Below are 25,204 nucleotides of genomic sequence, written 5' to 3'. Positions count from 1 at the left end.
GTAATGCAAGTCGTCTGAAAAAGGCTGTGATAAAATCTTGCGCGCCCGATTTGCCGCCGTTCTGTTGTGCAGAAAAGCAGTCAGGCGGGCGCATACCAATACATTAAGGAAAACCGAATGAGTATTTTGTCTAAAATTTTTGGGAACAAGCCGTCCGACGAAACGGCACAAGAGCCGCGCAAACTTTCCGCGCAGGAAAAAAGCGAGGGCGCGGCACGGGCGATTTATGCGAAAGATAAAGTGTATGTGCCGCTGTCTGCCATGCAGGCGGATGTATCGGAAGGAACGGGCATCCCTTATATAGGTCGTCTGAAAGACGGGCGGACGGTTTTGTATCTGTTTGAAACCTATGAAGCCGCGCGGGCTTTTTCTGACGGGCAGGACGGCGCTTTAGACGGGATCGGCTTGGTCGGTGCGTTGGATAAGGCAGACCAGTTCAACAATCTGAACAATGTCTTGCGTGTCGCGCACTCGCTGGGCATTCAACTGATGGAATACCGAGGGCAGGACGGCGAACATTTTGAATGTGCGCTTTCTTGGCTGATGCGCGTGAACGGCGCGGGCAGCATGGCAGCTTCCCGAGAAAAAATGGAGGCATTGTCCATCGGCACCGATGCCAAACTGCCGCTGCAATTTCACCCGATAGCCATCGTTGGTTTTTCCAATCCCTATAAAGTTACACCGGCGCGTGCGGAAGAATTGTTCAAGCAGTTTACGAATGTCGAAGATGACGAATTGCTGGACTTTTTTGCCGGCAATACGCCGCAAGAGAATGTATTGCTGATCGGGCTGGTGGAAAAATATTCGGCGGATTTGGCGAAATCCGTGAAGTATATCGTTTGGAACCAACTGGCGGAGCAGCCGCTTTTTGTTGGGATAAGCCGTAAAGAAGGCGGGCTTTACGCGCGGGACGGTTATTTATATCTTTTTTACACCGACCGTTTCCAACACATGGGTCCTGCCGGCTGCCATCCCGTTTCCGGCAAGGAAGCCGTGTTGGACTTGGTTCGCCGCCACGAACTGAAAGGCATTACCCTGACCGACGGGTTGCACAATATGGCGCGGTTTGAAAACGACGTGATTTTCCAAGACGGGGAATAGCCGAAACCTTCCTGCCTCGGCTTGAAATAAAGGGGTCTTGGATTCGGATTTCAAGTGCAACACAGGCTTTCAGACGACCTTTTTTGTTTTCGCGTCAATTCTCCCTAAGCCGGGTTTAATTGAGTTAAACCGCGAATTAAATGACGGAATTTTGTTACACTCGGCATTTTACACTTCACACAAAGGAAACATCATGGCATTAATGGACAGTCTGCTGAACGCGGCAGCACAAGCACTGGGCGGTAAAGACGGTAGCGGCGCACAAAACTCTCTGACCGATATGGCGATGGATTTGGTACGTCAGCAAGGCGGCGTGGGCAGTCTGATCAACCAGTTGCAACAAGGCGGATTAGGCGACGTATTGAACAGCTGGGTTTCCAACCAACAAGACAACGCGCCCATATCCGGCAGCGATTTGCAAAACGCGCTGGGCAGCGACACCATCAGCCAAGTGGCGCAAAAGTTCGGCATCGATGCCAACCAGGCGGGCGACCTGCTGGCTCAAGTCCTGCCCAACCTCGTCGATAAAGCCACACCCAACGGCTCGGCGCAGGAAGCCGACGGTTTCGGCTTGGACGACATCGCCTCCGCCATACTGAAAAACTTCACCAAATAAGCGGTACTTTAAACAAAAAGGTCGTCTGAAAACATTCTTTCAGACGACCTTTTTACATCCTTTTCACATCAATCCTGCATCAGCCAATATTGCAGCCCGATTAAGGTTTTGCCGTCTTTGATTTCGTTGTGTTCCAAAGCGGTGCGGACTTCTTCCTTGCTCATCAGGACGGTTTCGGTGATTTCGTCTTCGTCGTTGCTCAAGGTGCTGCCGAGGCGCACGCCTTCTGCTTGATAGAGGTACATTTTTTCGTCGCAGAAGCCGATGGCGGTGTAGAAGCTGCTGATGAGTTTGACGCGGTCGGCGGTGTACGGGGTTTCTTCCGCCAGCTCGCGCAGGGCGCATTCGGCGGGGTCTTCGCCTGCATCGAGTTTGCCGGCGGGCAGCTCGAGCGTGGCAGCGTCTGCGGCGTAACGCCATTGGCGCACGAGTACGGCTTTGCCCTCTTCGGTAACCGCTAAAACGCAGGCCGCACCGGGATGACGGATGACGATGCGCTGGCTTTCGTTGCCGTTGGGCAGGCGGACTTTGTCGCGGTTGATAGTAACAAATGAGCCTTGGTAAATCGGCTCGCTGCTGAGTTTGGTTTCTTTCAAATCCATTTGCGTGTTCTCTTTGTAAAGTTTGATACGGGGTCGTCTGAAAATCGGGAATGGGTTTTAACTTCGTTGAAGCCGAGCTTTCAGACGACCTCTTGAGTCATGAAAAGGCTCGTCTGAAAGGGAGCGAAGCGGGTTTCGCTAAAACGTTTGTGCTGTTTTAAACCTTGCTGCGTTCGATTTCAATGCCGACTTCTTTGACATCAGGCAGGATGCCGGGTTTGATGATTTTGACGCGCACACTCAACGCGCCGAAATTGTCAAGGATGAGTTTGGCGATGTGTTCCGCCAATGATTCGAGCAAGAGGAAGCTTTGTTCGGCAAGGCTTGCCCTGACGGCTTCGCAGACTTCGCCGTAGTGGACGGTATTGCCGATGTGGTCGTCTTGACCGCTTTGTTCGGGGATGCCGATGTCCAAGTCCAAAATCAGGGTTTGGGGGCGTTCGCGTTCCCAGTCGTACACGCCGATCAAGGTGTCCGCCTTCATGCCGCGTAAAAAGATTTTGTCCATTTGCCTGCCTGTTTTTTTGATAAAATGAGCGTCCCATTTTAAGTAAAGCATCTGAAATGTTCAATGTATCCGCCGTTATCGCGGCTTATTTAATCGGTTCGCTGTCGTTTGCCGTCATCGTTTCCAAATATTACGGCATGGACGATCCGCGCACTTACGGCTCGGGCAACCCCGGCGCGACCAATGTTTTACGCAGCGGCAAGAAAAAGGCGGCGGCGCTGACTTTGCTGGGCGACGCGCTCAAAGGTTTGGTGGCGGTGGTTTTGGCACGCTGTCTGCAAGATGCTTTGAATCTGTCGGTCATCACCATAGCAGCGGTTGCCGTCGCCGCGTTGGTCGGACATATGTGGCCGCTGTTTTTCGGCTTTAAAGGCGGCAAGGGCGTGGCAACTGCGTTGGGCGTACTGCTGGCGCTTTCTCCTGCAACGGCTTTGGTTTGCGCGGCAATTTGGCTGGTGATGGCATTCGGCTTTAAAGTGTCCTCGCTTGCCGCGCTCGCCGCCACCGTAGCCGCGCCGCTCGTCGCCCTCTGGCTGATGCCCTACCCTTCTTGGGCTTGGGCGACCGTTGTCATCGCCGTGCTGGTGTTGTACCGCCATAAAAGCAATATCCAAAACCTACTTCAAGGCAAAGAAGGCAAAATCGGAGACAAGGCGGACAAGCCTTAAACCTGATTTTATTTTTCAGACGACCTGTCCGATTGCGGAATGAACCAAGGTCGTCTGAAAACCTTCCAATCTACGCTGCGGCATCGCCTTAACCTGCCGCACGGTATCGAAAACAGATTTAATCCATTATAATCAAGCTCTTTTGTTCACAGCCAAACTTCCATGCCGAAACGCCCGTTCAAAACCATCCTGACCTCCTTTACCTTTGCCGCGCTGTCTGCCTGCTCGCTGGTCAAGTATCAGCCTGTCGCCACCATCAATAAAATTGACATGAACCAAGGCTATCGTTTTGAAACCAGCCAGTTTCGGCGCGAAGAAGACGACACCTTCATCATCCTGATGCTCTCCGGCGGCGGGACGCGCGCGGCGGCGTTGGGCTACGGCGTGTTGGAACAGCTTAAGCAGCAAAAAGTTACCATCGGCGGCAAAAGCAAGTCGCTGATGTCCAATGTCGATTTGGTAGTCGGCGTATCCGGCGGCTCCGTCCTCGCCGCCTACTTCGCGCTCAAAGGCGAAGAAACCATCCCCATGTTTTACAAGCGTTTCCTTCACCAAAACTTCCAACGCCAAGCCGTCAAGCAAGCCTTTTCCATGTCCAACCTGCCCCGCCTCGCCTCATCCGAATACGGACGCGGCGACCTCTTGCAGGAGCAGTTTGAAAACCACCTTTTCGGCAAAGCCACCTTCCGCGATTTGGAAAGGTACGGCAAAGGCCCGTTCGCCATCATTTCCGCTACCGACATGGGCGCTGGAGAACGCCTGAACTTCACGCAAGAATACTTCGACCCCATGTGTATCGACTTGGGCGGATTGCGCCTTGCACGCGCCGTTGCCGCTTCCAGCGCAGTGCCCATGGTGTTCGCCCCGATTACCCTCAACAACAACGGCGGCAACTGCGGCTACACCCTGCCGCCGCAGCTGCAAATGATCGGCCTCGAGCCCCAAAAGCAGCAAAACCCCACCTATCAAGAATTTAAAAACAGGTTCAACAAATACAGCGACAGCAAAACCCGCCCCTATATCCACCTGATAGACGGCGGTCTGACCGACAACCTCGGCATGCGCAGCCTCTTGGACATGACCGAAATCTATCCCGACAAAGTGTTGGAACAACAAATCCGCAGCCGCAACCTGCGCCACATCGTCGTCATCAGCGTCAATGCCCAAAACCAAATCAGCAGCAATATGGACAAAACCGCCGCTGTGCCGAGATTCCGCGACGTCGTTACCGCCATTGTCAGTATTCCCATCGACCAATACACCCAAGAATCCCTGCGCCGCTTCCGCGCCTTTGTCGATCAACGCAACGAAGCCAACCGACAAAGCGGCGACGGAATCAGCTTCTCCTTTGTCAGCCTCAACCTCAAAGACCTGCCGCCGTCCGCGTTGCGCGACAAAGTGTTGAACATCCCCACCAGCTTCTACCTCCCGCCCGAAGACGTGGACAACCTGCGGACCGCAGCGGCAGAGCTGATGAAACAGTCCCAAGACTACCAAAAACTGCTGCACGAATTTGCCGCACATCCCAACCCCGAAACCATCTTCGCCGAGCCGCCGCCACCCGCCCCCAAAGACGGCAAGGCAGCCAAAAAACAAAACAAACCCATCCAATAACCACACCACAACCATTTCAGACGACCCATAACCCAAAGGTCGTCTGAAGCACCACAAACGGAACACCCCAATCATGAACGATAAAACCAGCCCCATCGTTACCGACATCAACCGCCCCGTCCTCGTCCCACCCGGCGGCCATACAAAAGTCCTGCTGCATTCCTGCTGCGCCCCGTGCAGCGGCGAAGTGATGGAAGCCATGCTCGCCAGCGGCATCGACTACACCATCTACTTCTACAACCCCAACATCCACCCGCTCAAAGAATACATGCTGCGCAAAGAAGAAAACATGCGCTTCGCCGACAAATTCGGCATCCCCTTCATCGACAAAGACGACGACTACGAAAACGACCGCAAAGAATGGTTCGCCAAAGCCAAAGGCATGGAATTCGAACCCGAACGCGGCATCCGCTGCACCATGTGTTTCGACATGCGTTTCGAAAAAGCCGCCCAATACGCCCACGAAAACGGCTTCCCCGTCTTCACCAGCTCGCTGGGCATTTCCCGCTGGAAAAACATGGCGCAAATCAACGACTGCGGCCACCGCGCCGCCGCACCCTACGACGACGTCGTGTATTGGGATTTCAACTGGCGCAAAGGCGGCGGCAGCGCGCGCATGATCGAAATCAGCAAACGCGAACACTTCTACCAACAAGAATACTGCGGCTGCGCTTACTCCCTGCGCGACTCCAACGCCCACCGCAAATCGCAAGGCCGCATCCCCATCAAACTCGGCGTGCTGTATTACGGCGACGAATCCACACAATACGAACCCTCGCCTGACGGACAGGCTGCCAAAATCGTCGTGGACAAATAATTGAGCCGGTTTTGCTATGAAGAAAAAGGTCGTCTGAAATTTCAGACGACCTTCTTTATTCCTGCTGCATCACAAAACGGCTGCCGGATAGGACCCGATGACTTTGACAAACGATGCGCGTTCGCTCAAGAGCCGCAGTGCGTTTTGGACTTTTTCGTCGTTTTGATGCCCTTCGATGTCGATGAAGAACAGATATTCCCACAGCGCGGATTTGCTCGGGCGGCTTTCGAACTTGGTCATGGAAATGCCCGATTCGGTAAACGGCTGCAACAGCGCGGCGACGGCGCCGGCGCGGTTGGGCGCGGAGACTGCCAGCGAGGTTTTGTCGTTGCCGCTGCTGCCTGTATCTTGATGCCCCATAACCAAGAAACGCGTGGTGTTGTTCGGCTCGTCTTCGATACATTCGGCGACATAGTTCAAATGGTAAATATCTGCTGCGGTACGTCCTGCGATGGCGGCGATACTGGGGTCATCTGATTCTGCCACCAGCCTTGCCGCTTCTCCGTTGCTGGAAACCGCGATGCGTTCGGCGTTGGGCAGGTTGCGTCCGAGCCAGTCGTTGCATTGCGCCAGCGCTTGGGCGTGTGCGATGACTTTTGTGATGCCGCCCAATTCGTGTGTGCCTTTACGCAAAAGGTTGTGATGGATGCGGACAATGACTTCTCCGCAGGCTTTCAATGCGGTTACCGCCAATAAGTCTAAGGTGCGGCCGACCGAACCTTCGGTCGAATTTTCAACCGGCGCGACCAAATAATCCGCCTGCCGCGTTTCGACTTGGCGGAAACACTGGTCTATGGTTTGAAACGCGGCGGTATGGGCGGCATGGCCGAAATGTTTGATGGCTGCCTGCTGGGTAAACGTTCCCTGCGGGCCGAGGTAGGCAATCGTCAGCGGACGCTCCACCGCCAAGCATTCGCTCATCACTTCGCGAAACAGCCTTGCGATGGATTCGTCAGGCAGCGGGCCTTGGTTCAAACTCTGAATCCGCCTCAATACTGCGACTTCGCGCTCGGGACGGTACACCGCGCCCGTTCCTTTCAATTCGCCGATGGCGTGCGCATGGCCTGCGCGCTCGTTCAACAGGCGCAAAATCTCGGCATCGATTTCATCGATGGCATTGCGGTGCGGCAAAAGCTGTTCGTCAATGGATAAGGACATATCGACAAGCCCCTTGTGATTCATTCATCAATATAAACAATCATTTTAACATCAAACAGGTCGTCTGAAAGCCTGAATACGTTTTCAGACGACCTGTTTTATAGTGGATTAACTTTAAATCAGGACAAGGCGACGAAGCCGCAGACAGTACAGATAGTACGGCAAGGCGAGGCAACGCCGTACCGGTTTAAAGTTAATCCACTATAGAATCCCCCGTTCTTTCTCGAACACAGCCTTTACCGGCATTATTTTGCCGCCCGTTTGGCGCGTATCCGGCGTATATTTTGGGGATTTGGTACAGGGGTCGTCTGAAAATGTAAAGACAGCGTCCCTGCAATGCAAAAAAGCGCAAAAGCATAGGAAAACAAGCTATCAAAAAACTCAAAATGCGTGTTAAGATTAGCCATCACTATCCGCCGCACCCGTTTATTTCGGGTTTGCGCAGCGCATACAATCACGAAAAGGAAATCCCATGAGTCGCGTATTACTCGTAGATGACGACGCTTTGCTAACCGAATTGCTCACCGAATACCTTACCGCCGAAGGATTGAACGTCCACAGCGTTCCGGACGGCGAAGCCGGTGTACACGAAATTCTGACCGGCCAGTACGATGTCGTCGTATTAGACTCCATGATGCCGAAAATGAACGGCTTGGACGTATTGAAAAACGTCCGCTCCCAAAGCACCGTTCCCATCATCATGCTGACCGCCAAAGGCGACGACATCGACCGCATCATCGGATTGGAAATGGGTGCGGACGACTATGTTCCGAAACCTTGCACCCCGCGCGAACTGTTGGCACGCATCAACGCCATCCTGCGCCGTGCGCAACAAAGCGGCGAGCCGAACAACGCGCCAAACAGCATTTCCGTCAGCGACGTCGTCCTCTACCCCGCCAAACGTCAGGCGACCATCAAAGACACTCCGCTTGAGCTGACCAGCACCGAGTTCAACCTGCTCGAAGTCCTGATGCGCCATGCCGGACAAGTCGTCAGCAAAGAAACTTTGTCCATCGAAGCGCTTGACCGCAAACTGGCAAAATTCGACCGCAGCATCGACGTCCACATCTCCAGCATCCGCCACAAACTGGGCGATGCCTCGCTGATTCAGACCGTACGGGGCTTGGGCTACCTGTTTGTTAAAAACTAAAGATAAAACAGATCAATGAAACTGTTTCAACGCATCTTCGCCACATTTTGCGCAGTCATCGTCTGCGCAATCTTTGTGGCGAGTTTTTCTTTTTGGCTGGTGCAAAATACCCTCGCCGAAAACCAATTCAACCAACGCCGCACCATCGAAACCACTTTGATGAACAGCATCCTCTCTGCCTTTAGGGCGCGCGGGGACAGCGGTGCGCGCGAAATATTGGCGGAATGGGAAGACAGCCCCGTCTCCAATTCCGTTTACGTCATTTTGGGCGACGAGAAAAAAGACATCCTCGACCGCAACATCGACAACCACACCATCGAACGCGCCCGCGTGTTTGCCATCAATAATCCCAATTCCGATTTGGCGCACATCGAATACGACCGTTTCGGCGAAGAATACCTCTTCTTTATCAAAGGTTGGGACAGCCATCAGGCGCAACGCCTGCCCAGCCCGCTTTTTATCCCGGGCCTGCCGCTCGCCCCGATTTGGCACGAATTTATCATCCTCTCCTTCATCATCGTCGTCGGCCTACTGATGGCGTACATCCTCGCCAGCAACATTACCAAGCCCATCAAAATCTTGGGCAGCGGTATGGACAGGGTGGCAAACGGCGAACTTGAAACACGTATTTCCCAGCAAGTGGACGACCGCGACGACGAATTGTCCCACCTTGCCATCCAGTTCGACAAAATGGCGGAAAAACTGGAAAAACTCGTTGCCAAAGAACGCCACCTGCTGCACCACGTCTCCCACGAAATGCGCTCCCCTTTGGCGCGTATGCAGGCGATTGTCGGACTGATTCAGGCGCAGCCGCAAAAGCAGGAGCAATACCTGAAAAGGCTGGAAGGCGAATTGACCCGCATGGATACCTTGGTTGGCGAATTGCTGACGCTTTCCCGTTTGGAAACATCCAATATCCCGCTGGAAAAAGAAAGCCTGAAGCTCGTCCCCTTCCTGAAAAACATCGTGGAAGACAACCAAAGCATTGCCCAGCAGAACAAACAAACCGTTACCCTTTCGGTCGAACCCAGAATCCCCGAAAATGCCACGGTCTGCGCCAACGAAGGCTATTTGTACCGCGCGTTTGACAACGTTATCCGCAACGCCATCAATTACAGCCCCGAAGGCAGCACCATCCGTGTCAATATCGGACAAGACGGCAAGCATTGGATTGTGGACGTTACCGACAACGGTCCCGGCGTGGACGAAATGCAACTGCCGCACATTTTCACCGCCTTTTACCGTGCCGACTCCAGCGCCAGCAAGCCCGGTACGGGCTTAGGCCTTGCCCTGACCCAACACATCATGGAGCAGCACAACGGCAAAATCATGGCCGAAAATATCAAGCCGAATGGTTTGAAAATGCACTTTATCCTGCCCAAAAAGAAAGTGAACGGCAAAACGGAAAAGCCGCATCCTAAAAACTCTTGACCATGAATATTGCCCATCGGGGTTTGTATAGTGGATTAAATTTAAATCAGGACAAGGCGACAAAGCCGCAGACAGTACAGATAGTACGGAACCGATTCACTTGGTGCTTCAGCACCTTAGAGAATCGTTCTCTTTGAGCTAAGGCGAGGCAACGCCGTACTGGTTTAAAGTTAATCCACTATAAACAAATTGCCACACCCCAAGCCTACAAAAGGTCGTCTGAAAAGAACAAACCCTTACGTTCCTGCCTTTCAGACGACCTTTTATGCCATTTGTCATATATAATGCAAGTGAATAATTAAATCATTTAAAGTCCGCATGTTCCGCCATAAAGAGCAGCGAAACAAACTATCCATTGATAACAAAACCAACAACGAACGCCCAATCCCGTTCACTCATCACACACCCCTTCCAACCCAAACCGCCCGAAAGGTCGTCTGAAACGCAGCGTCCACACACCGAAAAGGAGGCACCATGTCCGCCCAATCCATGTCCGGCTACTTCTTCATGCCCAACCACATCATTCTCGTGGGCGCGAGCGAACGCCCATACAGCTTGGGCGAACGCATCCTGAGCAACCTCCTGAGCGCACCGTTTCAAGGTCAGATCACACCCGTCAACCTCCGCCACCGCACGGTTGCCGGACTCACCTCCTACACCAACCTCAACAAAATCCCCGGCAGCGCCGACCTCGTCATCGCCGTAACGCCGCCCGACAGCTACGACGCCCTGTTCAAATCCTGCCGCAAAAAACAGTTCGGCCACATCATCCTCATCCAAGACTGGGAAAGCCTGTCCGACGACGAATGGCACACCGCCGAAGCCGCCATCAAAAAACACCACGGCAACGAACTCAACATCAGCGTGTGCAGCCCCGCGGGCGTGCAGCTTCCATCGCAAAGCCTCAACATCAGTTCCCAACCCGACCATCCGGCAGGCTACACCGCCCTTTTGACCGGACACGCCTCCGTCAGCAGCGAAATCAACCTCATGCTGCAAAAAATGGGACAGGGCATTTCACGCCACATCAGCCTCAACTATTCGCTCAGCCCCACCACCTCTGCCGACTGGCTCAACCGTTTCGGCCACAACCGCCACACTAAAGTTGCCGTCATCGAGCATAACCCAGCCGAAAACCAACGCAACCTGTTCAGCGCCATACGCCACTTCACCCGCCACACCCCGCTTATCCTCCACGTTACCCACCGTTCAGACGACACCGAAAAAGCCGTGTTACGCTGCCTTGCGCGCCATTGCAACTTCCTCGCCACATTCAGCAGCAGCGAACTCGAAGCCGCCCTGCATGCACGTTTATCCGACCTCCCACCTCTGAACAGCATCGACATCCTGTCCGACACCCCTGCCGAGTGGCTGGAAACCTGTGCGCCCCCAAACCTAAAACTCCAATTCCCCACCAAGCAGCCGCACATCCGCCAAGGCTACATCGGCAGCACACCCACGCCCGCTCATTACCACAGCATCGCCAGCCAACACCTTCAAAATACCCATCATGCCGAAGCCCTGCTCGCCATCGTTGCCCCGACCGACAGTCCCGACGAAAAAAATCTGACCCGCACCCTGAGCATGCTGGCGAAACAAACTGCCAAACCCCTGCTTGTCAGCAGCCGCTTTTCAGACGACCTCCTGCATTTCGACCGTCCCGAACAAGCCCTGCAAGCCGTATCGTTCCGCAACATTGCCGACCAACTGCAAAAAGAGCAGCGACGCATCGCCACGCCTAAAAAAGGTCGTCTGAAAACCCCGCAAGCAAGAAACATTACCAAAGCCCTCACCTCAAAAGACCTGCCCCTGCTTGCCGAAGCCCTATGCCTGCCTGCCTATCGGCACACCGTGCATAACGCGGTGCAATTCCGTTTTCAACGCCATACCGTCTATGGCGACATTCTGGCCGTATGCCATCAAGGCAAAACCACCGCCGCGCTCCCGCCGTTCTCTACGCTGGACAGCGAACACATCGCCCGTTTCGCCCAACTCGACAATACACACACCCTCAACCAGCTCCTACACACCCTAAACACACTCAGCCAACGGCAGCAATACATCGGCGAAATCCTGCTCAACCTCAACGGCGACCAATACAGCAGCGACTTTGTCTTACATGCTGACGAACGTCCTTCCCCCAAAAATAAACCAACCAATATAGCCACCCTCAAGCTCGAACAAGCCGCCGCCAAAGTACAGACCGCAGCGGAATACCTGCGCAGCAAAAATCCGACTGCCGCCGAGTTCCTCCGCAACACCGGCGAAGCCGCCGCCGAACTTTTGGGCTCAAAAACCGAAAGCGAAGCCCCCATCCAAAACGTGCTTGCCCCCTACCCGAGCGAACATCCTGCCACACTTACCCTGAAAAACGGCGAAACCGTAACCATCCACCCGTTCACTCCCGAAGACGCGGAAGCCAAGCAACAATTCGTCCGCAGCCTGTCTCCGCAAGCGCGCTACACCCGCTTTATGACCCATACCAACGAATTGCCCATCCCCACCCTCGCACGCTTCAGCAAACTCGACTACCACAGCGAAGCCGCATGGACGGCGCGCAATTCAGACGACCTCATCGTCGCCGTCAGCCGCTTCAGCCGCATCAACCGCAACGAATGCGAATTCGGCATCACGCTTGCTGAAAACGTGCGCGGCAAAGGGTTGGCAGCAGAAATGATGAAGCTGATTATCCAATCGGCAACACAACAAGGCTACCGCGTCATGAGTGCCCAAATACTCAAATCCAACACTCCTATGCTTAAACTTGCTGAAAAATCAGGCTTTACCATCACCCCTTCAGAAGAAGACAACACTTTGTGCCAAGCACGCCTCAACCTGACCACTCCGCAAAACAGCAACAAAAACAAATAAAAACTTGCATGAACAACGCAAAATATCCTAAAATTAGCGGTTTCTTATCTATCCGATTTTCTCAAAAGGACTCAAAATGGTAGTTATCCGTTTGGCTCGCGGTGGTTCTAAACACCGTCCCTTCTTCCACGTAGTCGTTGCCGACTCCCACAACCGCCGCGACGGCCGCTTCATCGAGCGCGTTGGCTTCTACAACCCTGTTGCCAATGAAAAACAAGAGCGCGTACGCCTCCAAGCCGACCGCCTGAACCACTGGATCGCCCAAGGCGCACAAGTCAGCGACGCAGTTGCAAAACTGATCAAAGAACAAAAAGCTGCTGCTTAATCACCGACTAATCTTGCTATGACCGACACTCAGCAACGGGTAGCCATGGGCTACATCAAAGGCGTATTCGGCATCAAAGGCTGGCTCAAAATAGCCGCCAATACAGAATACGCCGACAGCCTCCTGGACTACCCTGAGTGGCAGTTAAGCAAAGACGGTAAAACCCTGAATGTGACACTCGAAGCCGGCAAAATCGTCAGCGGGGAGCTTCAGGTCAAATTCGAAGGCATAGACGATCGCGATCAAGCTTTTGCCCTGCGTGGCTATACCATCGAAATCCCCCGAGAAGAATTCGCTCCTACCGAGGAAGACGAATATTATTGGGCAGATTTAGTCGGCATGACCGTTGTCAACAAAGACAATATCGTGCTTGGCAAAGTCACAAACCTGATGGAAACCGGCGCCAACGATGTTTTGATGATTAATGGCGAACATGGTCAAATTCTGATCCCGTTCGTATCCAACTACATCGAAACCGTCGATACCGAAGGCAAAACCATTACCGCCGACTGGGGCTTAGACTACTGATGTTGATTCAAGCCATCACCATCTTCCCCGAAATGTTCGACAGCATTACCGAATACGGCGTAACCGGTCGCGCAAAAAAACAAAACCTTTGGCAATTCCAAGCCATCAATCCCCGCAAATTCGCCGACAACAAACTCGGCTATATTGACGACCGCCCCTTTGGCGGAGGTCCGGGAATGATTATGATGGCGCCGCCGCTGCAAGCAGCGATAGAAGAAGCCAAACAAACATCTTCAGCGCCTGCAAAAGTCATCTACCTTAGTCCGCAAGGTCAACCGCTGACCCACAAAAAAGCCGTAGAACTTGCAAAATCCCCGCATCTCATACTGCTTTGCGGACGATACGAAGGAATTGACGAACGCCTGCTGCAAAGCAGCGTCGATGAAGAAATCAGCATAGGCGACTTTGTCGTTTCCGGCGGAGAGCTACCCGCCATGATGCTGATGGATGCCGTACTCAGACTCATACCCGGCGTATTGGGCGACATACAGTCGGCCGAACAGGATTCGTTTTCAGACGACCTATTAGACTACCCCCATTACACCAAACCTTTAGAATTCCAAGGCATGACCGTCCCTGACGTATTGCGTTCGGGAAATCATGGCTTGATAGCCGAATGGCGGTTGAAACAATCGCTGCGGCGCACCCTGGAGCGCAGACCAGACCTGCTGGAAAAGCGCAGTTTAATCCCAAAGGAATCCCGCCTCTTAAAAGAAATCTTGCAAGAGCAACAGGAAATCCAATCATAATTTAGGAAAAACAATGAACCTGATTCAACAATTAGAGCAAGAAGAAATCGCTCGCCTGAACAAAGAAATCCCCGAATTCGCACCGGGCGACACCGTAGTCGTTTCCGTACGCGTAGTAGAGGGTTCACGCAGCCGTCTGCAAGCTTACGAAGGCGTTGTTATCGCCCGTCGTAACCGTGGCTTGAACAGCAACTTCATCGTCCGCAAAATTTCCAGCGGCGAAGGCGTTGAGCGTACCTTCCAACTCTACTCCCCTACCGTAGAAAAAATCGAAGTAAAACGCCGCGGTGACGTTCGTCGCGCCAAACTGTACTACCTGCGCGGCCTGACCGGTAAAGCTGCCCGTATTAAAGAAAAATTGCCTGCCCGTAAAGGTTAAGCAAAAGAATTGCAAAGCAAAATCCCCACTTTTCAGTGGGGATTTTTATTTTGAAACCCTTATAACGGATATTTGCAGAAATTTGATCCAAAAAATATTGAGTTAAACTTAAATCAGAGCAAAGTGATGAGGCTGCCGACAGCAAGATGCATAAAACTATTTAACTTATTACCCTAATAACTCAATAGAAAATTATCCTTTTCAAACTAGATCAAAGTAAAGCTACCCAGGTTTAAACTTAACTCTCTATACAACAATGTATCCTAATAAAAACCGGTTTCGGACGACCTTTGATGTAATCGAGGTCGTCTGAAACCGGTGGATTTACGATTCTGCCTTATCTTCCGCCTTGTCCTTCTGACCGGGCAGATAAGGCATGATGACTTCAGACAATGATTGGAAATAAGGAATGCTGTACGAGCTTTGCCAATCTTCCGTTTCGGGCAAATCGGTGTGGGCGCAGACCATGACCGCCAAAGTCACCAGCAACACGCCTTTGGCTGCGCCGAACACGCCGCCCAATACTCTGTTGACGCTGCCCAAGCCCATCGATGACGCTGCGTTGGTCAGTATGGTGCGCAAAAACTGCTGTAAAAAACGCGCCAAAAAGAAAATCACGACAAACGAAATGGCAACGCCCAAGGCGCGCGGTTGAATCGATTTAAACGCCACTTCCGAAAACGGCACGGCAAACGTTTTAGCCAACAAAAAGGAAATCACCCACGCAAACAGCGAACCCGCTTCGGCAATGACGCCGCGTATCATCGACATCACGATACACGCTGCGATCACGCCGAAGGCGAGTATGTCGGCTAACGGAATATCATTCATTGGTTACCTGTCCGGCAATACCGTGTACGCGCAGTTTGTTCAAGTCGCGCTCGGCGTCGTAGGCGTTTTTGTATGCGCCCGATTTGACGCGGTAAACCTTGCCTTTATCCGTCATCACTTCGGTAATGGTTGAGTCGATACCTGCCGCTTTCATTTTGCGTTGCAGGCTCAAGGCGCGTTCTTTTTCAGCATAACCTGCCTGAATGGCGGCTTTTTTACCTGATTTGACTTCGGCGGTTTTGGTTTTTGCCTTTTCAGACGACCTTTCGGCAGTAGCGGCTTTCTCTGCCTTGGCCGTCTGCTCAGTTTTGGCTTTGGCAACTTTCGCTTCGGCTTCCCTTACCGCGGAAGCTTTTTTGCCGGCTGTTTCGATTTTTTCGTATTTGGAAGCATCTACCCGAATTCTTTCTTTAGGTTCGGATGCGGATGCTGTGACGGCTTCTTTGGCTTTTTCCGCTGCCGCTTTGTGTTTCGCCGCCGTTTCTTCTTTGGCTTTTAATGCCTTACGTTCGGCAACGGCTTTCTCGGCTTTTTCCAACTGTGCCAATTTGTTGCGCTCGGCTGCAGCGGCACGCTCGGCCTTCTCGGCTTTGGCAGCTTGAAGCGCACGTTTACGCGCTGCGGCATTGGCTTCGCGTTCCGCTGCTTCTTGGGCTTGAAGCTGCTGCGCTTTACGCTGTTCTTCACGATTACGGCGGCGCTCTTCCGCGCGTCTCTCGGCTGCTTCGCGTTTGGTGGCTTCGGCTTTTTGGATTTTCTCGGATTCTTCCAAACCTTTGATGTCACTGTCTGACAGCGTATCGTTAATCAACACCAAAGGCGGGCCTACATCTTCGGGCGCGGCTGGCGGCGCATCAGGTTGCGGCTCGGCTTGCGCAGTTTGCTCCGGCGCGGCGGTTTCCTGCGGTTTGTCCGCTACTTCGGCATCGGCATTTTTAGCCGCTTCTGCCGCCGCTTCCAAATCTTCTTTGGTAGAAGGTTCCAACACGGTCGCATCCGCCAAGTTGGCAGGTTCTGCGTTGGCGTTGTTTTGTTGGATGGTTGTAGTTTGGGCGTTTTCTTCTGGCTTGTTTTCCGGTCCGGTTGACAGGGCGACGCCCAATAAAACGGTCGATGCCGCCACCAACCCCGATGCCATAACCAAGCGGCGGCGGTTGCGGCGTTTTAGCTGTTCGTAACCGGTCAGAACTTCATTTTGCTTATTGTCAGACATGGAGATTTCCTTTTACAACGCCGCCATCACGTCGGCAACGGTATGAAATGAGCCGAAAACAACGATTCTATCATTTTCGCCCGCCTTAGCCAAAGCTGCGCGGTACGCCTCGCGAACGGAGGTAAAAGTTTGTATATTTTCGATATTTTGTGCTTCCAGTTTCGCCTGCAAGGCTTCCGCCGTCATGCCGCGCGGCACGTCCAAAGGCGCGATATACCACTCGTCAAACTGGTCTTTAACGATTTCCAACACGCCGTCTATGTCTTTGTCGGACAGCATGCTGAACACGGCGGTGCGTTTTTGCGCAAACGCCAAATTAATCAGGCTGCGGCGCAGGGCGCGGGCAGCGTGGGGATTGTGTCCGACATCCAAAACGGTCAGCGGACGGCCGGGCAGGACTTGGAAGCGTCCGGGGTTTTCAACCAGCAGCAATCCGCGTTTGATGGCGCCGATGTCCACCGGCAATTTGTCGTTCAAACATTCCAACACGGTTAACGCGCAGGCTGCGTTGGAAAGCTGGTATGCGCCGCGCAATGCGGGGAACGGCAGGGAATTGCGGTTGCGCGCGGGGTCGTCTGAATGCTGCGGATGGAAGCGGTAGTTCCATTGGATGTTTTCCAATGAGGCGAAATCAAAATCGCGCTGCACCATCAGCAGTTTCGCGCCTATGGCTTCGGCGTGTGCGACCAACGATTCGGGTGCGGGGTTTTGCCCGCAGATTGCGGGTTTGCCGCTGCGGAACACGCCTGCTTTTTCAAAGCCGACCTGTTCGACCGTATCGCCCAAAAACGCCTGATGGTCCAAATCCACGCTGGTAACCACCGCGCAATCGCAGTCGAACACATTGACCGCGTCCAAACGTCCGCCCAAGCCGACTTCCAATATCATCACATCGACTTGTTCGCGTATGAAGATATCGACCGCCGCCAAGGCATTGAATTCAAAATAGGTTAGCGATATTTCGCCGCGCGCCGCTTCGATGCGCTCGAAGGAAGCGGTGATGAGGTCGTCTGAAACCGGCTCGGCGTTGACGGCGATGCGTTCGTTGTAACGCAATAAATGCGGGCTGGTCAGCGTACCGACTTTGAAGCCTGCCTGTTTGTAAATCTGCGTCAGATAGGCGCAGACCGAACCTTTCCCGTTTGTTCCCGCAACGACGACGACGGGGCATTGCGGCTCGAGCTTCATGCGTTTTTTCACTTCGCCCGTGCGTTCCAAGCCCATGTCGATTAAGCCGCCGCTGTGGGCGGTTTCCAAATGCGAGAGCCAGTCTTGTAATGTTTTCATGTGTGTTTCGTTTTTCAAAAGGTCGTCTGAAACCGTCGTTTCGGAATAATGGGGACGGTTACTGCTACTTGTGTGGACTATTTTTATATTGGGTTTAATTTGTATAGGACAAGGCGGGAAATCGCCTTGTTGAATTAAAGCGGATGCCCGGCATTCTGAGCCTGACACCAGCGCGCCCAAACTTTCAGACGACGGTAAGATTCTTTATCCGCCATATCGGGCGTCACGCATTGCCGTATCGTTTTGCCATCAGCGTTCCACTGTAAAAACAAAGCGTAAGGAGTCAGCATGGTCGCACCGTCCAACACCGCGCCCTGCCCTTCTCCGTTTCCGCAAAATACGGAAGCGCGCGCATGGCGGTCGATGGCGATTTTCTTTACCGCACCCGCCGTCCGCAAATTCACCACGCGCCAAGCGTGGACAAAACTGCCCGCCAACGCCGCCAGCCCGAACCACATCATCCAACCGTAAAACCATATCAGGCACACGGCAACTGCGGACAAATGCAACAAAACGGACAAGGCTTTTAAAGAACGGGACGGCTTCAAGGTCGTCTGAAAAGCGCGCATCGCCCTACATCATATTGTCGAACACGGGCGTAATGCTCAATTCCGCTTCTTCCATGTCCAAAACCATATCGTGGATTTCGGTATCGAAAAATTCCCAAAACGCCTTCAGGCTCATGTCTTGCGGCCACTTGCTTTTATCGATGTCCCAGCCTGCCAACTCCGCCTCGAAAATCTGTTGGTAGCGTTCGTCAAAATAGGCAATCACGGCTTCCGGCTCGTCAAACTGCGGCACGAGGAATACGGAGCAGTTGGCACGGATTTGCTCGATGGTCAGGTCAGGCATATTTTCATCGGCGGATTTCAGCCATTCCAAAAAACGGGCGGTCGGCTTAAGCACGACGGCGGTACGGTCAACAAAATACATGGTTTTCCTTTGCTACGGCAAAATCGGAGATAGTCTCTTTACCGTCTATATCTATTCTAAAATAATCCATTTGCCATTTTTGTGTTTTCTGGGCTGTTTTATTTAAATTTGTGCACCAGGGTGGATAAAATCGCATGGACATCTTTCCTTTACAATCCTTTGTAGAGAGAATTTTTTTACTGATAGCCACCTCTTTGGGAATTATAAATAAACCGCAATGACAGCCGTCTATCACGACAATAATCAGTTCATCGCCCAAGTCCTCATCGGTATAAGGGATATTTTTGTTCTCTTGGTCTTTTTTCCAAAAGACTGTAAAGTAGCCTTCTTTTTTGGGTGTTTTCTTTGCCAAACGACATCTTTTATATTTTTGATCATACTTTGTCTTAATTAAAATGCTTTCATAGTCTTCATTCCATTTTTCCTTTATCAGATCAAAGTCACCATAATACCTATGAAGAATGTCTGTCATTTTCATTGTTTTATTGTCTTGTCTTTAGAGATGTCAGTTGCATTCGCCAAAGGTCGTCTGAAAGCCTAAATCTGTCTTTCAGACGACCTTTTGACAAGCTGTTAATGCGTCATCACTTGCTGCAAGAACTGTTTGGCACGTTCGTGTTTCGGATTGGTAAAGAACTCTTCCGGTGTTTCGTTTTCCAAAATCTGCCCTTTATCCACAAAAATAATGCGGTCGGCCACTTCGCGCGCAAAGCCCATTTCATGCGTGACACACATCATGGTCATGCCGCTTTCCGCCAAGTCCTGCATCACTTTCAACACCTCGCCGACCATTTCCGGGTCGAGCGCGGAAGTCGGTTCGTCAAACAGCATCACGCGCGGTTCCATCGCCAGCCCGCGCGCAATCGCCACGCGCTGCTGCTGTCCGCCGGAAAGCTGGCTGGGGAATGCATCTTTTTTATGCGCCAAACCCACGCGTTCCAACAGCTCCATCGCCTTTTCCTCAGCCTGTTCGCGGCTTTGTTTTTTCACCTTCATCGGCGACAGGATGATGTTTTCCAATACGGTCAGATGCGGATACAGATTGAAGCCTTGAAACACAAAACCCACTTCCTCACGCACCTTGTTCAAATCCGTTTGCGGATCGGCAACATTGATACCGTCCACCCAAATCTCGCCGCTCTCAATGCTTTCAAGCTGGTTGACGGTACGGATGAGCGTCGATTTGCCGCTGCCCGAAGGTCCGCAAACCACCACCACTTCACCCTGCTTCACTTCCAGATTGACGCCGTTGATGACGTGCAGGTCTTTGAAATGTTTATGTACGTTTTTGAATTTAATCATGTTGTTTCCAGATGTTTTCAGACGACCTTACGGACGAGATAATTGCTCAGTTCCACATATTTCTCCGGCGCGATATGTTCGGCACGGTCTTGCGGGCTGATGCCGACTGCCTGTAAATCCTCGTCGCCGGCAAGCTCTTTTAAATTGTTGCGTATGGTTTTGCGGCGTTGGTGGAAGGCGAGTTTCACCAGTTTGGCGAAATGCTCGAAATCGTCCGCCTTGCCGATGCGGTGTTTCACCGGAATCATGCGCACCACTGCCGAATCGACTTTCGGCGCAGGGTCAAACGATTCGGGCGGCACGTCAATCAGCAGCTCCATATCGAAAAAATATTGCAGCATCACGCCCAAGCGGCCGTAGTCGTTGCTTTTCGGCACGGCAACCATGCGCTCGACCACTTCCTTTTGCAGCATAAAGTGCATATCGACGACATCGTCCGCCACTTCCGCCAGCTTGAACAAAAGCGGCGTGGAAATGTTGTACGGCAGGTTGCCGACGATTTTCTTTTTGCCCGCGATGCTGTTGAAATCAAACTGCAATACATCGCCTTCATGAATCACGAGCTTATCCGCAAACGGCAGCGTTTTCAGACGACGTACGATGTCGCGGTCGATTTCGATAACGTGCAGACAGTTCAGCTTCTTCGCCAAAGGCTCGGTAATCGCCGCCAAGCCCGGCCCGATTTCAATCACCACATCATCCGCCTGCGGACGCACGGCGTTGACAATATCGGCAATAATCCGCGTATCCTGCAAAAAATTCTGCCCGAAGCGTTTCCGGGCCTTATGTTCTTTCATCGCGTCTCTTCAAACTGTCGATCATTATAATAAGCGCGTATTGTAACTGAAAAACATAGCGTTTTGTCGGACAAGAAAGAGGTCGTCTGAAAACGTTTTTCAGACGACCTCTTTAGCTGTAACGGCAATTTCATCCCCTACCCTACTCGAAAAGCGGGTAGGCGGCTGAATTGTTTAATCAAGCATCCACCGGCTTCCAGTCCGCACCTTTTACCGGCGGCAGCCAAGATTGCGTACCGCTGGCGGAAAATTCCCACAGGATGTCGGGTAAGCCGTAATGGTCGGCGCGCTTCGGGTCGAGTTGCGTTTCGATTTCGGCTTCGCGGCCTTCACTGATCTGTGTGGCGATGTGCGGATTGATCATGACGGTTTTGCCCAATGCGATAAATTCCGCCCAGCCGGTTTCAAACGCCGCCAGAATATCGTCGGCGGTAAACAGGTTGCCCACGCCGATAAGGGGCAGTTTGCCGTTGATGCGGTCGTGGATGAACTGCATACGGGTTTGCGCCGTATCGCCGCCGCGTCGGATTTTCTTATCAAATTCCCACAAGGAAACGTGCAGGTATTGCAGCGGCTTTTGCACCAGCGCGTCAATCAGTGCGCCTGTTTCGGTCATGGTCAGCCCGTCTTCGCCTGCTTCTTCGGGCGAGAAACGGTAGCCGATGATGAAGTCGTTGCGTTGGTGTTTGTTGCGGACGGCGGCAACGGCATCGACGACGGCGAGCGGAAAGCGCATTCTGTTTTCCAAGCTGCCGCCCCATTGGTCGCTGCGGCGGTTGCTTTGGGCGGAGTAAAACTGTTGGATTAAGTAGCCGTTCGCGCCGTGGATTTCCACGCCGTCGAAGCCTGCGCGAAGTGCCAAATCGGAAGCTTGGGCGAAGGAGGCGATGAGTTCTTCCACTTCTGCGGCACTCGCTTCACGCGCACCTTCTTCTTCGCTGGCGGACGCGCTGATTTTGTCGCGGCGGTTGAGTTCCGCCATCGCTTTAGAGCCGCCGTGATGGATTTGCAAAATCGCTTTCGCACCTTGTTTTTGAATGATTTGGGCGGTTTCTTTCAGGCTGTCGAGGCAGTGTTCGCCCGTAGCTTCGGGCTGTCCTCGAAAGGCCTTGCCGCCTTCTTGAACCAAAGTGGCGGCGGAGATAAAGAGCCCCATATCGCCTGCGCGGTTGCCGAGAAATATGCGCTCTTGGTCGCTGATTAAACCGTCGGCGTGCGAACCGAAATGGGTCATGGGCGCAACGGCGAGTCGGTTTTTGACGGTTACGCCGTTGTTGAGTGTGAACGATTGGAAAAGCGGAGCGTATTTGGGATTCATTTTGTTCTGTCGAAAATTAATAACTTCGACAGAATTGGGACAAATAGGGAATTATCAAGAACGAGGCCGTCTGAAAACACGGTTTCGGAGAAACGGAATGTTTTCAGACGATCTTTTGCCAACACTTTTAAGAGCAGCCAACCGGCAAATGAAGGCATCCAAAGGGGTAGAAATATAAATCCTCTGCCATATCCGCTATAATCAACTCTTTTCATCCGACAGGAAGTCAAATGTCCTCCAGCCGTTTCAACCAAACCGGCCCCAAAATCGGTCTGAGCGTGCGCCTTGCGGAAACGCAGGCGGAAATTGAAGCAGCACAACGCTTGCGTTATCAGGTATTTGCCCAAGAACTGGGGGCGGAAATCGAAAGCGACGACGGTCGCGATGTCGATCCTTACGACGAATATTGCCACCATCTTTTGGCTTTTGACGACGCAACCGGAGACGTCATCGGCTGCTACCGCCTGATTACCGAAGAAACCGCCAAAAAAGTCGGCGGCTGGTATAGCGAACACGAATTTGACTTGTCCCCTTTGAAAGACATCTTGCCGCAAACCGTCGAACTCGGCCGCGCCTGCACCCATCCCGACTACCGCAACGGCGGTTTGGTTATGCTTTTGTGGTCGGGTTTGGTCAAATTCATGAAAGACGAAAACCTGCGCTTCATGATAGGCTGCGGCAGCATCGATATGCACGATGGCGGCAGCGATGCGGCGGGTCTGTATCATGCTCTGAAATCTAAATACCTTGCGCCTGAAAAATGGTGCGTCAAGCCGCTCAATCCGCTCAAGTGGGACGAAATCACCCCGTCGGACAAACCGGACGTCCCGCCGCTGATTAAAGGCTACCTCAATGCGGGCGCATGGTTCTGCGGCGAGCCTTGCGTCGATGAAGCGTTCAACTGCGCCGACGTGCTCATCATGATGGACATCACCCGCCTGGCAGACCGTTACCTCCAACGTTTCGCCCCTAAACCATAAAGACCAAAAGGTCGTCTGAAAACCTTTTCAGACGACCTCAACTATTGTGAAATCAGCAAATAACCGATTTTTAGCGGTTTCACCCTATACCAAGATTGCACACACCACAACCTTATGATTGCCAAACTACGTTTTACCTTCCGCCTGCTCTGCATCGGCATTTGCCTGCTTTACGGTATGGCGGAAATGTTCTTCCTGTTTCCCTTTTACAGCAAACGGCGCAAACTGCGTGCCATCCAAATCTGGTCGCTGCGCGTTCTCGCTTCATGCGGCATGAAGCTGGAAACCTTCGGCACGCTGCCTCAGGAAGGACAGGCGCAGTTGTTAATCAGCAACCATATCTCTTGGTTGGACATCATGGCGGTCAACGGTGCATTCCCAGGACGCTTCGTGGCAAAAGACGATGTTGCCAAATGGCCGGTGGTCGGCTATCTCGCTACACAGGCGCAAACCGTTTACGTTTCGCGCAATAAAGGCACCAAAGGCAATACCGCTAAAATCGCCACGGTAACCGAAGCCCTTAAAAACGGCGATACCGTAACCATTTTCCCGGAAGGGACGAGTACGGAAGGTTATGAAATCCTCCCGTTCAAGCCCAGCTTTTTCCAAACCGCCTACGACGCAGGTGTTCCCATTATCCCCATGCTCTGCCGCTACCCCAATCCCGACGGTACCAGTCCGAACCTTCAGGCGGCTTATGTGGGCGATACCAGCCTGTGGCAATCCATCTGTATGATCATCAGCCAGCCTTCCAGCAAGGTGGAGCTGCATTTTCTGGAGCCGGTTCCTGCCAAAGAAGACCGCTACGAAACGGTACAAGAAGTACACGGCATCTTGAGCCGGAAATTGAAAGAATTGGGCTAAAGAGTCAAAACAAATGAAAGGTCGTCTGAAAAACAGGAAAACCGGTTTTCAGACGACCTTTTGCAATAAAGGCAGGCAAAACGCTTTTCCCGCCTTATTCACGGACTACCACTTCCCCATACTCCAAGACCGTACGGTTTCCCCATTCGGTCAACCTCTCCAAAACAGGCAGGAAACTCCTGCCGAAATCGGTCAGCGCATATTCCGCCCTCAACGGCGGCCTGTTGCCGAATACTTCGCGCGAGACCAGCCCGCCTTGTTCCAACTGCTTGAGCTGACGGCTTAATACGGCTTCAGTTACCCCGTGCAGGCTGCCGTGCAATTCACCGAAGCGTTTTACACCGCCCTGCAAATGATAAAGGATGACCGCCTTCCATTTCCCCCCGACCAAATCCATCGCCACACTGAGCGGACAAGGATAGATTTTGCCGCCGAAACTGAAACACTCGCTTTGACACTCTGTCTTCATCCGATACACCTATTCAAACGGATAGTTATTGTTTGCAGGTTTTGAAGCTGCCTAAAATCCTATCGTCTCCAACATCCTGACAAGGAATGAAACATGGCACTCGTCATCCTCGCACATCCTGATTTCGCCCAATCCGTCGCCAATAAAGCCGTCATCGGACATCTGACCCGCAGTGGTTTAGACGTTGAAATCCGCGACATCGCCGCACTGTATCCCGACTACCGCATCAATGCCGCCGCCGAACAGCAGGCCCTGTTGCACCATCAAACCGTCGTATTCCAATATCCGCTGTACTGGTACAACATGCCCGCAATTCTAAAGCAATATTTCGACTCCGTGTTTACTTACGGCTTTGCCTACGGCACGGGCGGGGACAAACTGAAAGGCAAAAACTTCGTCGCCAGCATAACGGTCGGCTCGCCCGAACAAGACTACCGCGCCGATGGCGAAGCGCATTTCCGCGTGTACGAATTCTGCAAAAACCTGGAACAGACCGCCTATTTTACGCAGATGCGCTACATCGACCCGTTCTATTTCCACGGCACATCGCCCGCCTTATACAGCCGCGAAGAAATCCAAAGCAAAGCAGAGGATTGCGCGGAAGGATTGGTAACATTATTGCGGAAATTGGACAAAAAAAGTTAGAGGATACAGGTCGTCTGAAAACGTACAACTTCTGTTTCAGACGACCTC

The 25,204-nt window shown here is 52.6% G+C and carries 28 protein-coding genes and 1 pseudogene; 16 read left to right on the top strand and 13 right to left on the bottom strand.

Going from position 1 to position 25,204, the window contains the following annotated elements; translation table 11 throughout:
• The first annotated feature begins 117 nt into the window (after positions 1 to 117).
• Complete coding sequence (locus RSJ68_01280) at positions 118 to 1,101, top strand: hypothetical protein (GenBank protein WNU97426.1); 984 nt, start codon at positions 118 to 120, stop codon at positions 1,099 to 1,101.
• Between the two features lie 193 nt (positions 1,102 to 1,294).
• Positions 1,295 to 1,717 (top strand): YidB family protein, encoded by a 423-nt coding sequence (locus RSJ68_01275; GenBank protein ID WNU97425.1) that lies wholly within the window; start codon positions 1,295 to 1,297, stop codon positions 1,715 to 1,717.
• A gap of 68 nt (positions 1,718 to 1,785) precedes the next feature.
• On the opposite strand, the gene RSJ68_01270 is transcribed toward RSJ68_01275, so the two are convergent.
• Both RSJ68_01270 and folB read right to left on the bottom strand, forming a co-directional pair.
• Positions 1,786 to 2,319, bottom strand: coding sequence for an NUDIX hydrolase (locus RSJ68_01270; protein ID WNU97424.1), 534 nt, complete (start codon positions 2,317 to 2,319; stop codon positions 1,786 to 1,788).
• Between the two features lie 157 nt (positions 2,320 to 2,476).
• On the bottom strand, positions 2,477 to 2,827 hold the full coding sequence (gene folB, locus RSJ68_01265) for a dihydroneopterin aldolase (GenBank protein ID WNU97423.1): 351 nt from the start codon (positions 2,825 to 2,827) through the stop codon (positions 2,477 to 2,479).
• A 56-nt stretch (positions 2,828 to 2,883) separates the two neighbouring features.
• Here folB and plsY point away from each other — a divergent pair, with 56 nt between their 5' ends.
• The 3 genes from plsY (at position 2,884) to RSJ68_01250 (ending at position 5,926) form a co-directional block, all read left to right on the top strand.
• Entirely contained in the window at positions 2,884 to 3,495 is a 612-nt protein-coding gene (plsY, locus tag RSJ68_01260; protein ID WNU97422.1) for a glycerol-3-phosphate 1-O-acyltransferase PlsY, read from the top strand.
• A gap of 162 nt (positions 3,496 to 3,657) precedes the next feature.
• On the top strand, positions 3,658 to 5,109 hold the full coding sequence (locus RSJ68_01255; protein ID WNU97421.1) for a patatin-like phospholipase family protein: 1,452 nt from the start codon (positions 3,658 to 3,660) through the stop codon (positions 5,107 to 5,109).
• Between the two features lie 73 nt (positions 5,110 to 5,182).
• Entirely contained in the window at positions 5,183 to 5,926 is a 744-nt protein-coding gene (locus RSJ68_01250) for an epoxyqueuosine reductase QueH (GenBank protein ID WNU97420.1), read from the top strand.
• A gap of 69 nt (positions 5,927 to 5,995) precedes the next feature.
• On the opposite strand, the gene pheA is transcribed toward RSJ68_01250, so the two are convergent.
• A complete protein-coding gene (gene pheA / locus RSJ68_01245; GenBank protein ID WNU97419.1) occupies positions 5,996 to 7,084 on the bottom strand; it encodes a prephenate dehydratase in 1,089 nt (362 codons plus the stop codon).
• A 99-nt stretch (positions 7,085 to 7,183) separates the two neighbouring features.
• Here pheA and RSJ68_01240 point away from each other — a divergent pair.
• From RSJ68_01240 to rplS, 8 genes and pseudogenes are all read left to right on the top strand, one after another.
• Positions 7,184 to 7,288: pseudogene (locus RSJ68_01240) on the top strand (IS5/IS1182 family transposase).
• A 268-nt stretch (positions 7,289 to 7,556) separates the two neighbouring features.
• On the top strand, positions 7,557 to 8,234 hold the full coding sequence (gene misR, locus RSJ68_01235; protein ID WNU97418.1) for a two-component system response regulator MisR: 678 nt from the start codon (positions 7,557 to 7,559) through the stop codon (positions 8,232 to 8,234).
• 15 nt (positions 8,235 to 8,249) lie between these two features.
• Positions 8,250 to 9,665, top strand: coding sequence for a HAMP domain-containing sensor histidine kinase (locus RSJ68_01230; protein ID WNU97417.1), 1,416 nt, complete (start codon positions 8,250 to 8,252; stop codon positions 9,663 to 9,665).
• A gap of 474 nt (positions 9,666 to 10,139) precedes the next feature.
• Positions 10,140 to 12,536: a GNAT family N-acetyltransferase gene (locus RSJ68_01225; protein ID WNU97416.1), complete on the top strand. Its 2,397-nt coding sequence runs from the start codon at positions 10,140 to 10,142 to the stop codon at positions 12,534 to 12,536.
• A 76-nt stretch (positions 12,537 to 12,612) separates the two neighbouring features.
• The gene (gene rpsP, locus RSJ68_01220; GenBank protein ID WNU97415.1) at positions 12,613 to 12,861 is read left to right on the top strand and encodes a 30S ribosomal protein S16; all 249 of its coding nucleotides are present in this window, start codon (positions 12,613 to 12,615) and stop codon (positions 12,859 to 12,861) included.
• An 18-nt stretch (positions 12,862 to 12,879) separates the two neighbouring features.
• Positions 12,880 to 13,389, top strand: a complete 510-nt coding sequence (gene rimM / locus RSJ68_01215; GenBank protein WNU97414.1) for a ribosome maturation factor RimM — start codon at positions 12,880 to 12,882, stop codon at positions 13,387 to 13,389.
• On the top strand, positions 13,389 to 14,138 hold the full coding sequence (gene trmD / locus RSJ68_01210) for a tRNA (guanosine(37)-N1)-methyltransferase TrmD (GenBank protein ID WNU97413.1): 750 nt from the start codon (positions 13,389 to 13,391) through the stop codon (positions 14,136 to 14,138). Before rimM ends, trmD begins: the two co-directional genes overlap by 1 nt.
• Before the next feature lie 13 nt (positions 14,139 to 14,151).
• The gene (gene rplS / locus RSJ68_01205; GenBank protein ID WNU97412.1) at positions 14,152 to 14,517 is read left to right on the top strand and encodes a 50S ribosomal protein L19; all 366 of its coding nucleotides are present in this window, start codon (positions 14,152 to 14,154) and stop codon (positions 14,515 to 14,517) included.
• A gap of 324 nt (positions 14,518 to 14,841) precedes the next feature.
• Here the strand turns inward: rplS and RSJ68_01200 are convergent, their stop codons facing one another.
• The 9 genes from RSJ68_01200 to RSJ68_01160 form a co-directional block, all read right to left on the bottom strand.
• On the bottom strand, positions 14,842 to 15,348 hold the full coding sequence (locus RSJ68_01200; GenBank protein ID WNU97411.1) for a CvpA family protein: 507 nt from the start codon (positions 15,346 to 15,348) through the stop codon (positions 14,842 to 14,844).
• Positions 15,341 to 16,561, bottom strand: a complete 1,221-nt coding sequence (locus RSJ68_01195) for a cell division protein FtsN (GenBank protein ID WNU97410.1) — start codon at positions 16,559 to 16,561, stop codon at positions 15,341 to 15,343. Before RSJ68_01195 ends, RSJ68_01200 begins: the two co-directional genes overlap by 8 nt.
• A gap of 12 nt (positions 16,562 to 16,573) precedes the next feature.
• Positions 16,574 to 17,848 carry a bifunctional tetrahydrofolate synthase/dihydrofolate synthase gene (gene folC, locus RSJ68_01190; protein ID WNU97409.1) on the bottom strand — a complete coding sequence of 425 codons (1,275 nt, stop codon included), beginning with the start codon at positions 17,846 to 17,848 and terminating at the stop codon, positions 16,574 to 16,576.
• A gap of 134 nt (positions 17,849 to 17,982) precedes the next feature.
• Positions 17,983 to 18,417 (bottom strand): protein YgfX, encoded by a 435-nt coding sequence (locus RSJ68_01185; protein ID WNU97408.1) that lies wholly within the window; start codon positions 18,415 to 18,417, stop codon positions 17,983 to 17,985.
• A gap of 4 nt (positions 18,418 to 18,421) precedes the next feature.
• A complete protein-coding gene (locus tag RSJ68_01180; protein ID WNU97407.1) occupies positions 18,422 to 18,781 on the bottom strand; it encodes a hypothetical protein in 360 nt (119 codons plus the stop codon).
• Positions 18,768 to 19,259, bottom strand: coding sequence for a MepB family protein (locus RSJ68_01175; protein ID WNU97406.1), 492 nt, complete (start codon positions 19,257 to 19,259; stop codon positions 18,768 to 18,770). Before RSJ68_01175 ends, RSJ68_01180 begins: the two co-directional genes overlap by 14 nt.
• 95 nt (positions 19,260 to 19,354) lie before the next feature.
• Positions 19,355 to 20,083: an amino acid ABC transporter ATP-binding protein gene (locus RSJ68_01170; protein WNU97405.1), complete on the bottom strand. Its 729-nt coding sequence runs from the start codon at positions 20,081 to 20,083 to the stop codon at positions 19,355 to 19,357.
• A gap of 17 nt (positions 20,084 to 20,100) precedes the next feature.
• Positions 20,101 to 20,880 carry a 16S rRNA (adenine(1518)-N(6)/adenine(1519)-N(6))-dimethyltransferase RsmA gene (rsmA, locus tag RSJ68_01165; protein WNU97404.1) on the bottom strand — a complete coding sequence of 260 codons (780 nt, stop codon included), beginning with the start codon at positions 20,878 to 20,880 and terminating at the stop codon, positions 20,101 to 20,103.
• 178 nt (positions 20,881 to 21,058) lie between these two features.
• Positions 21,059 to 22,198 carry an NADH-dependent flavin oxidoreductase gene (locus RSJ68_01160; protein ID WNU97403.1) on the bottom strand — a complete coding sequence of 380 codons (1,140 nt, stop codon included), beginning with the start codon at positions 22,196 to 22,198 and terminating at the stop codon, positions 21,059 to 21,061.
• Between the two features lie 230 nt (positions 22,199 to 22,428).
• Between RSJ68_01160 and RSJ68_01155 the strand changes: the two genes are divergently transcribed.
• Positions 22,429 to 23,178: a GNAT family N-acyltransferase gene (locus RSJ68_01155; GenBank protein WNU97402.1), complete on the top strand. Its 750-nt coding sequence runs from the start codon at positions 22,429 to 22,431 to the stop codon at positions 23,176 to 23,178.
• Between the two features lie 114 nt (positions 23,179 to 23,292).
• Complete coding sequence (locus RSJ68_01150) at positions 23,293 to 24,042, top strand: lysophospholipid acyltransferase family protein (protein WNU97401.1); 750 nt, start codon at positions 23,293 to 23,295, stop codon at positions 24,040 to 24,042.
• 94 nt (positions 24,043 to 24,136) lie between these two features.
• Here RSJ68_01150 and RSJ68_01145 read toward each other — a convergent pair whose 3' ends face one another.
• Positions 24,137 to 24,511, bottom strand: a complete 375-nt coding sequence (locus RSJ68_01145; GenBank protein ID WNU97400.1) for a helix-turn-helix domain-containing protein — start codon at positions 24,509 to 24,511, stop codon at positions 24,137 to 24,139.
• A 93-nt stretch (positions 24,512 to 24,604) separates the two neighbouring features.
• Between RSJ68_01145 and RSJ68_01140 the strand changes: the two genes are divergently transcribed.
• Positions 24,605 to 25,156, top strand: a complete 552-nt coding sequence (locus RSJ68_01140; protein ID WNU97399.1) for an NAD(P)H-dependent oxidoreductase — start codon at positions 24,605 to 24,607, stop codon at positions 25,154 to 25,156.
• Positions 25,157 to 25,204 lie beyond the last annotated feature (48 nt).

The sequence above is a fragment of the Neisseria sp. DTU_2020_1000833_1_SI_GRL_NUU_006 genome (assembly GCA_032388755.1).
Taxonomy (GTDB): Bacteria; Pseudomonadota; Gammaproteobacteria; order Burkholderiales; family Neisseriaceae; genus Neisseria; species Neisseria sicca_C.
The sequence above is the reverse complement of the archived record's forward strand: the minus strand, read 5'-3'. Positions and strand labels throughout refer to the sequence as shown.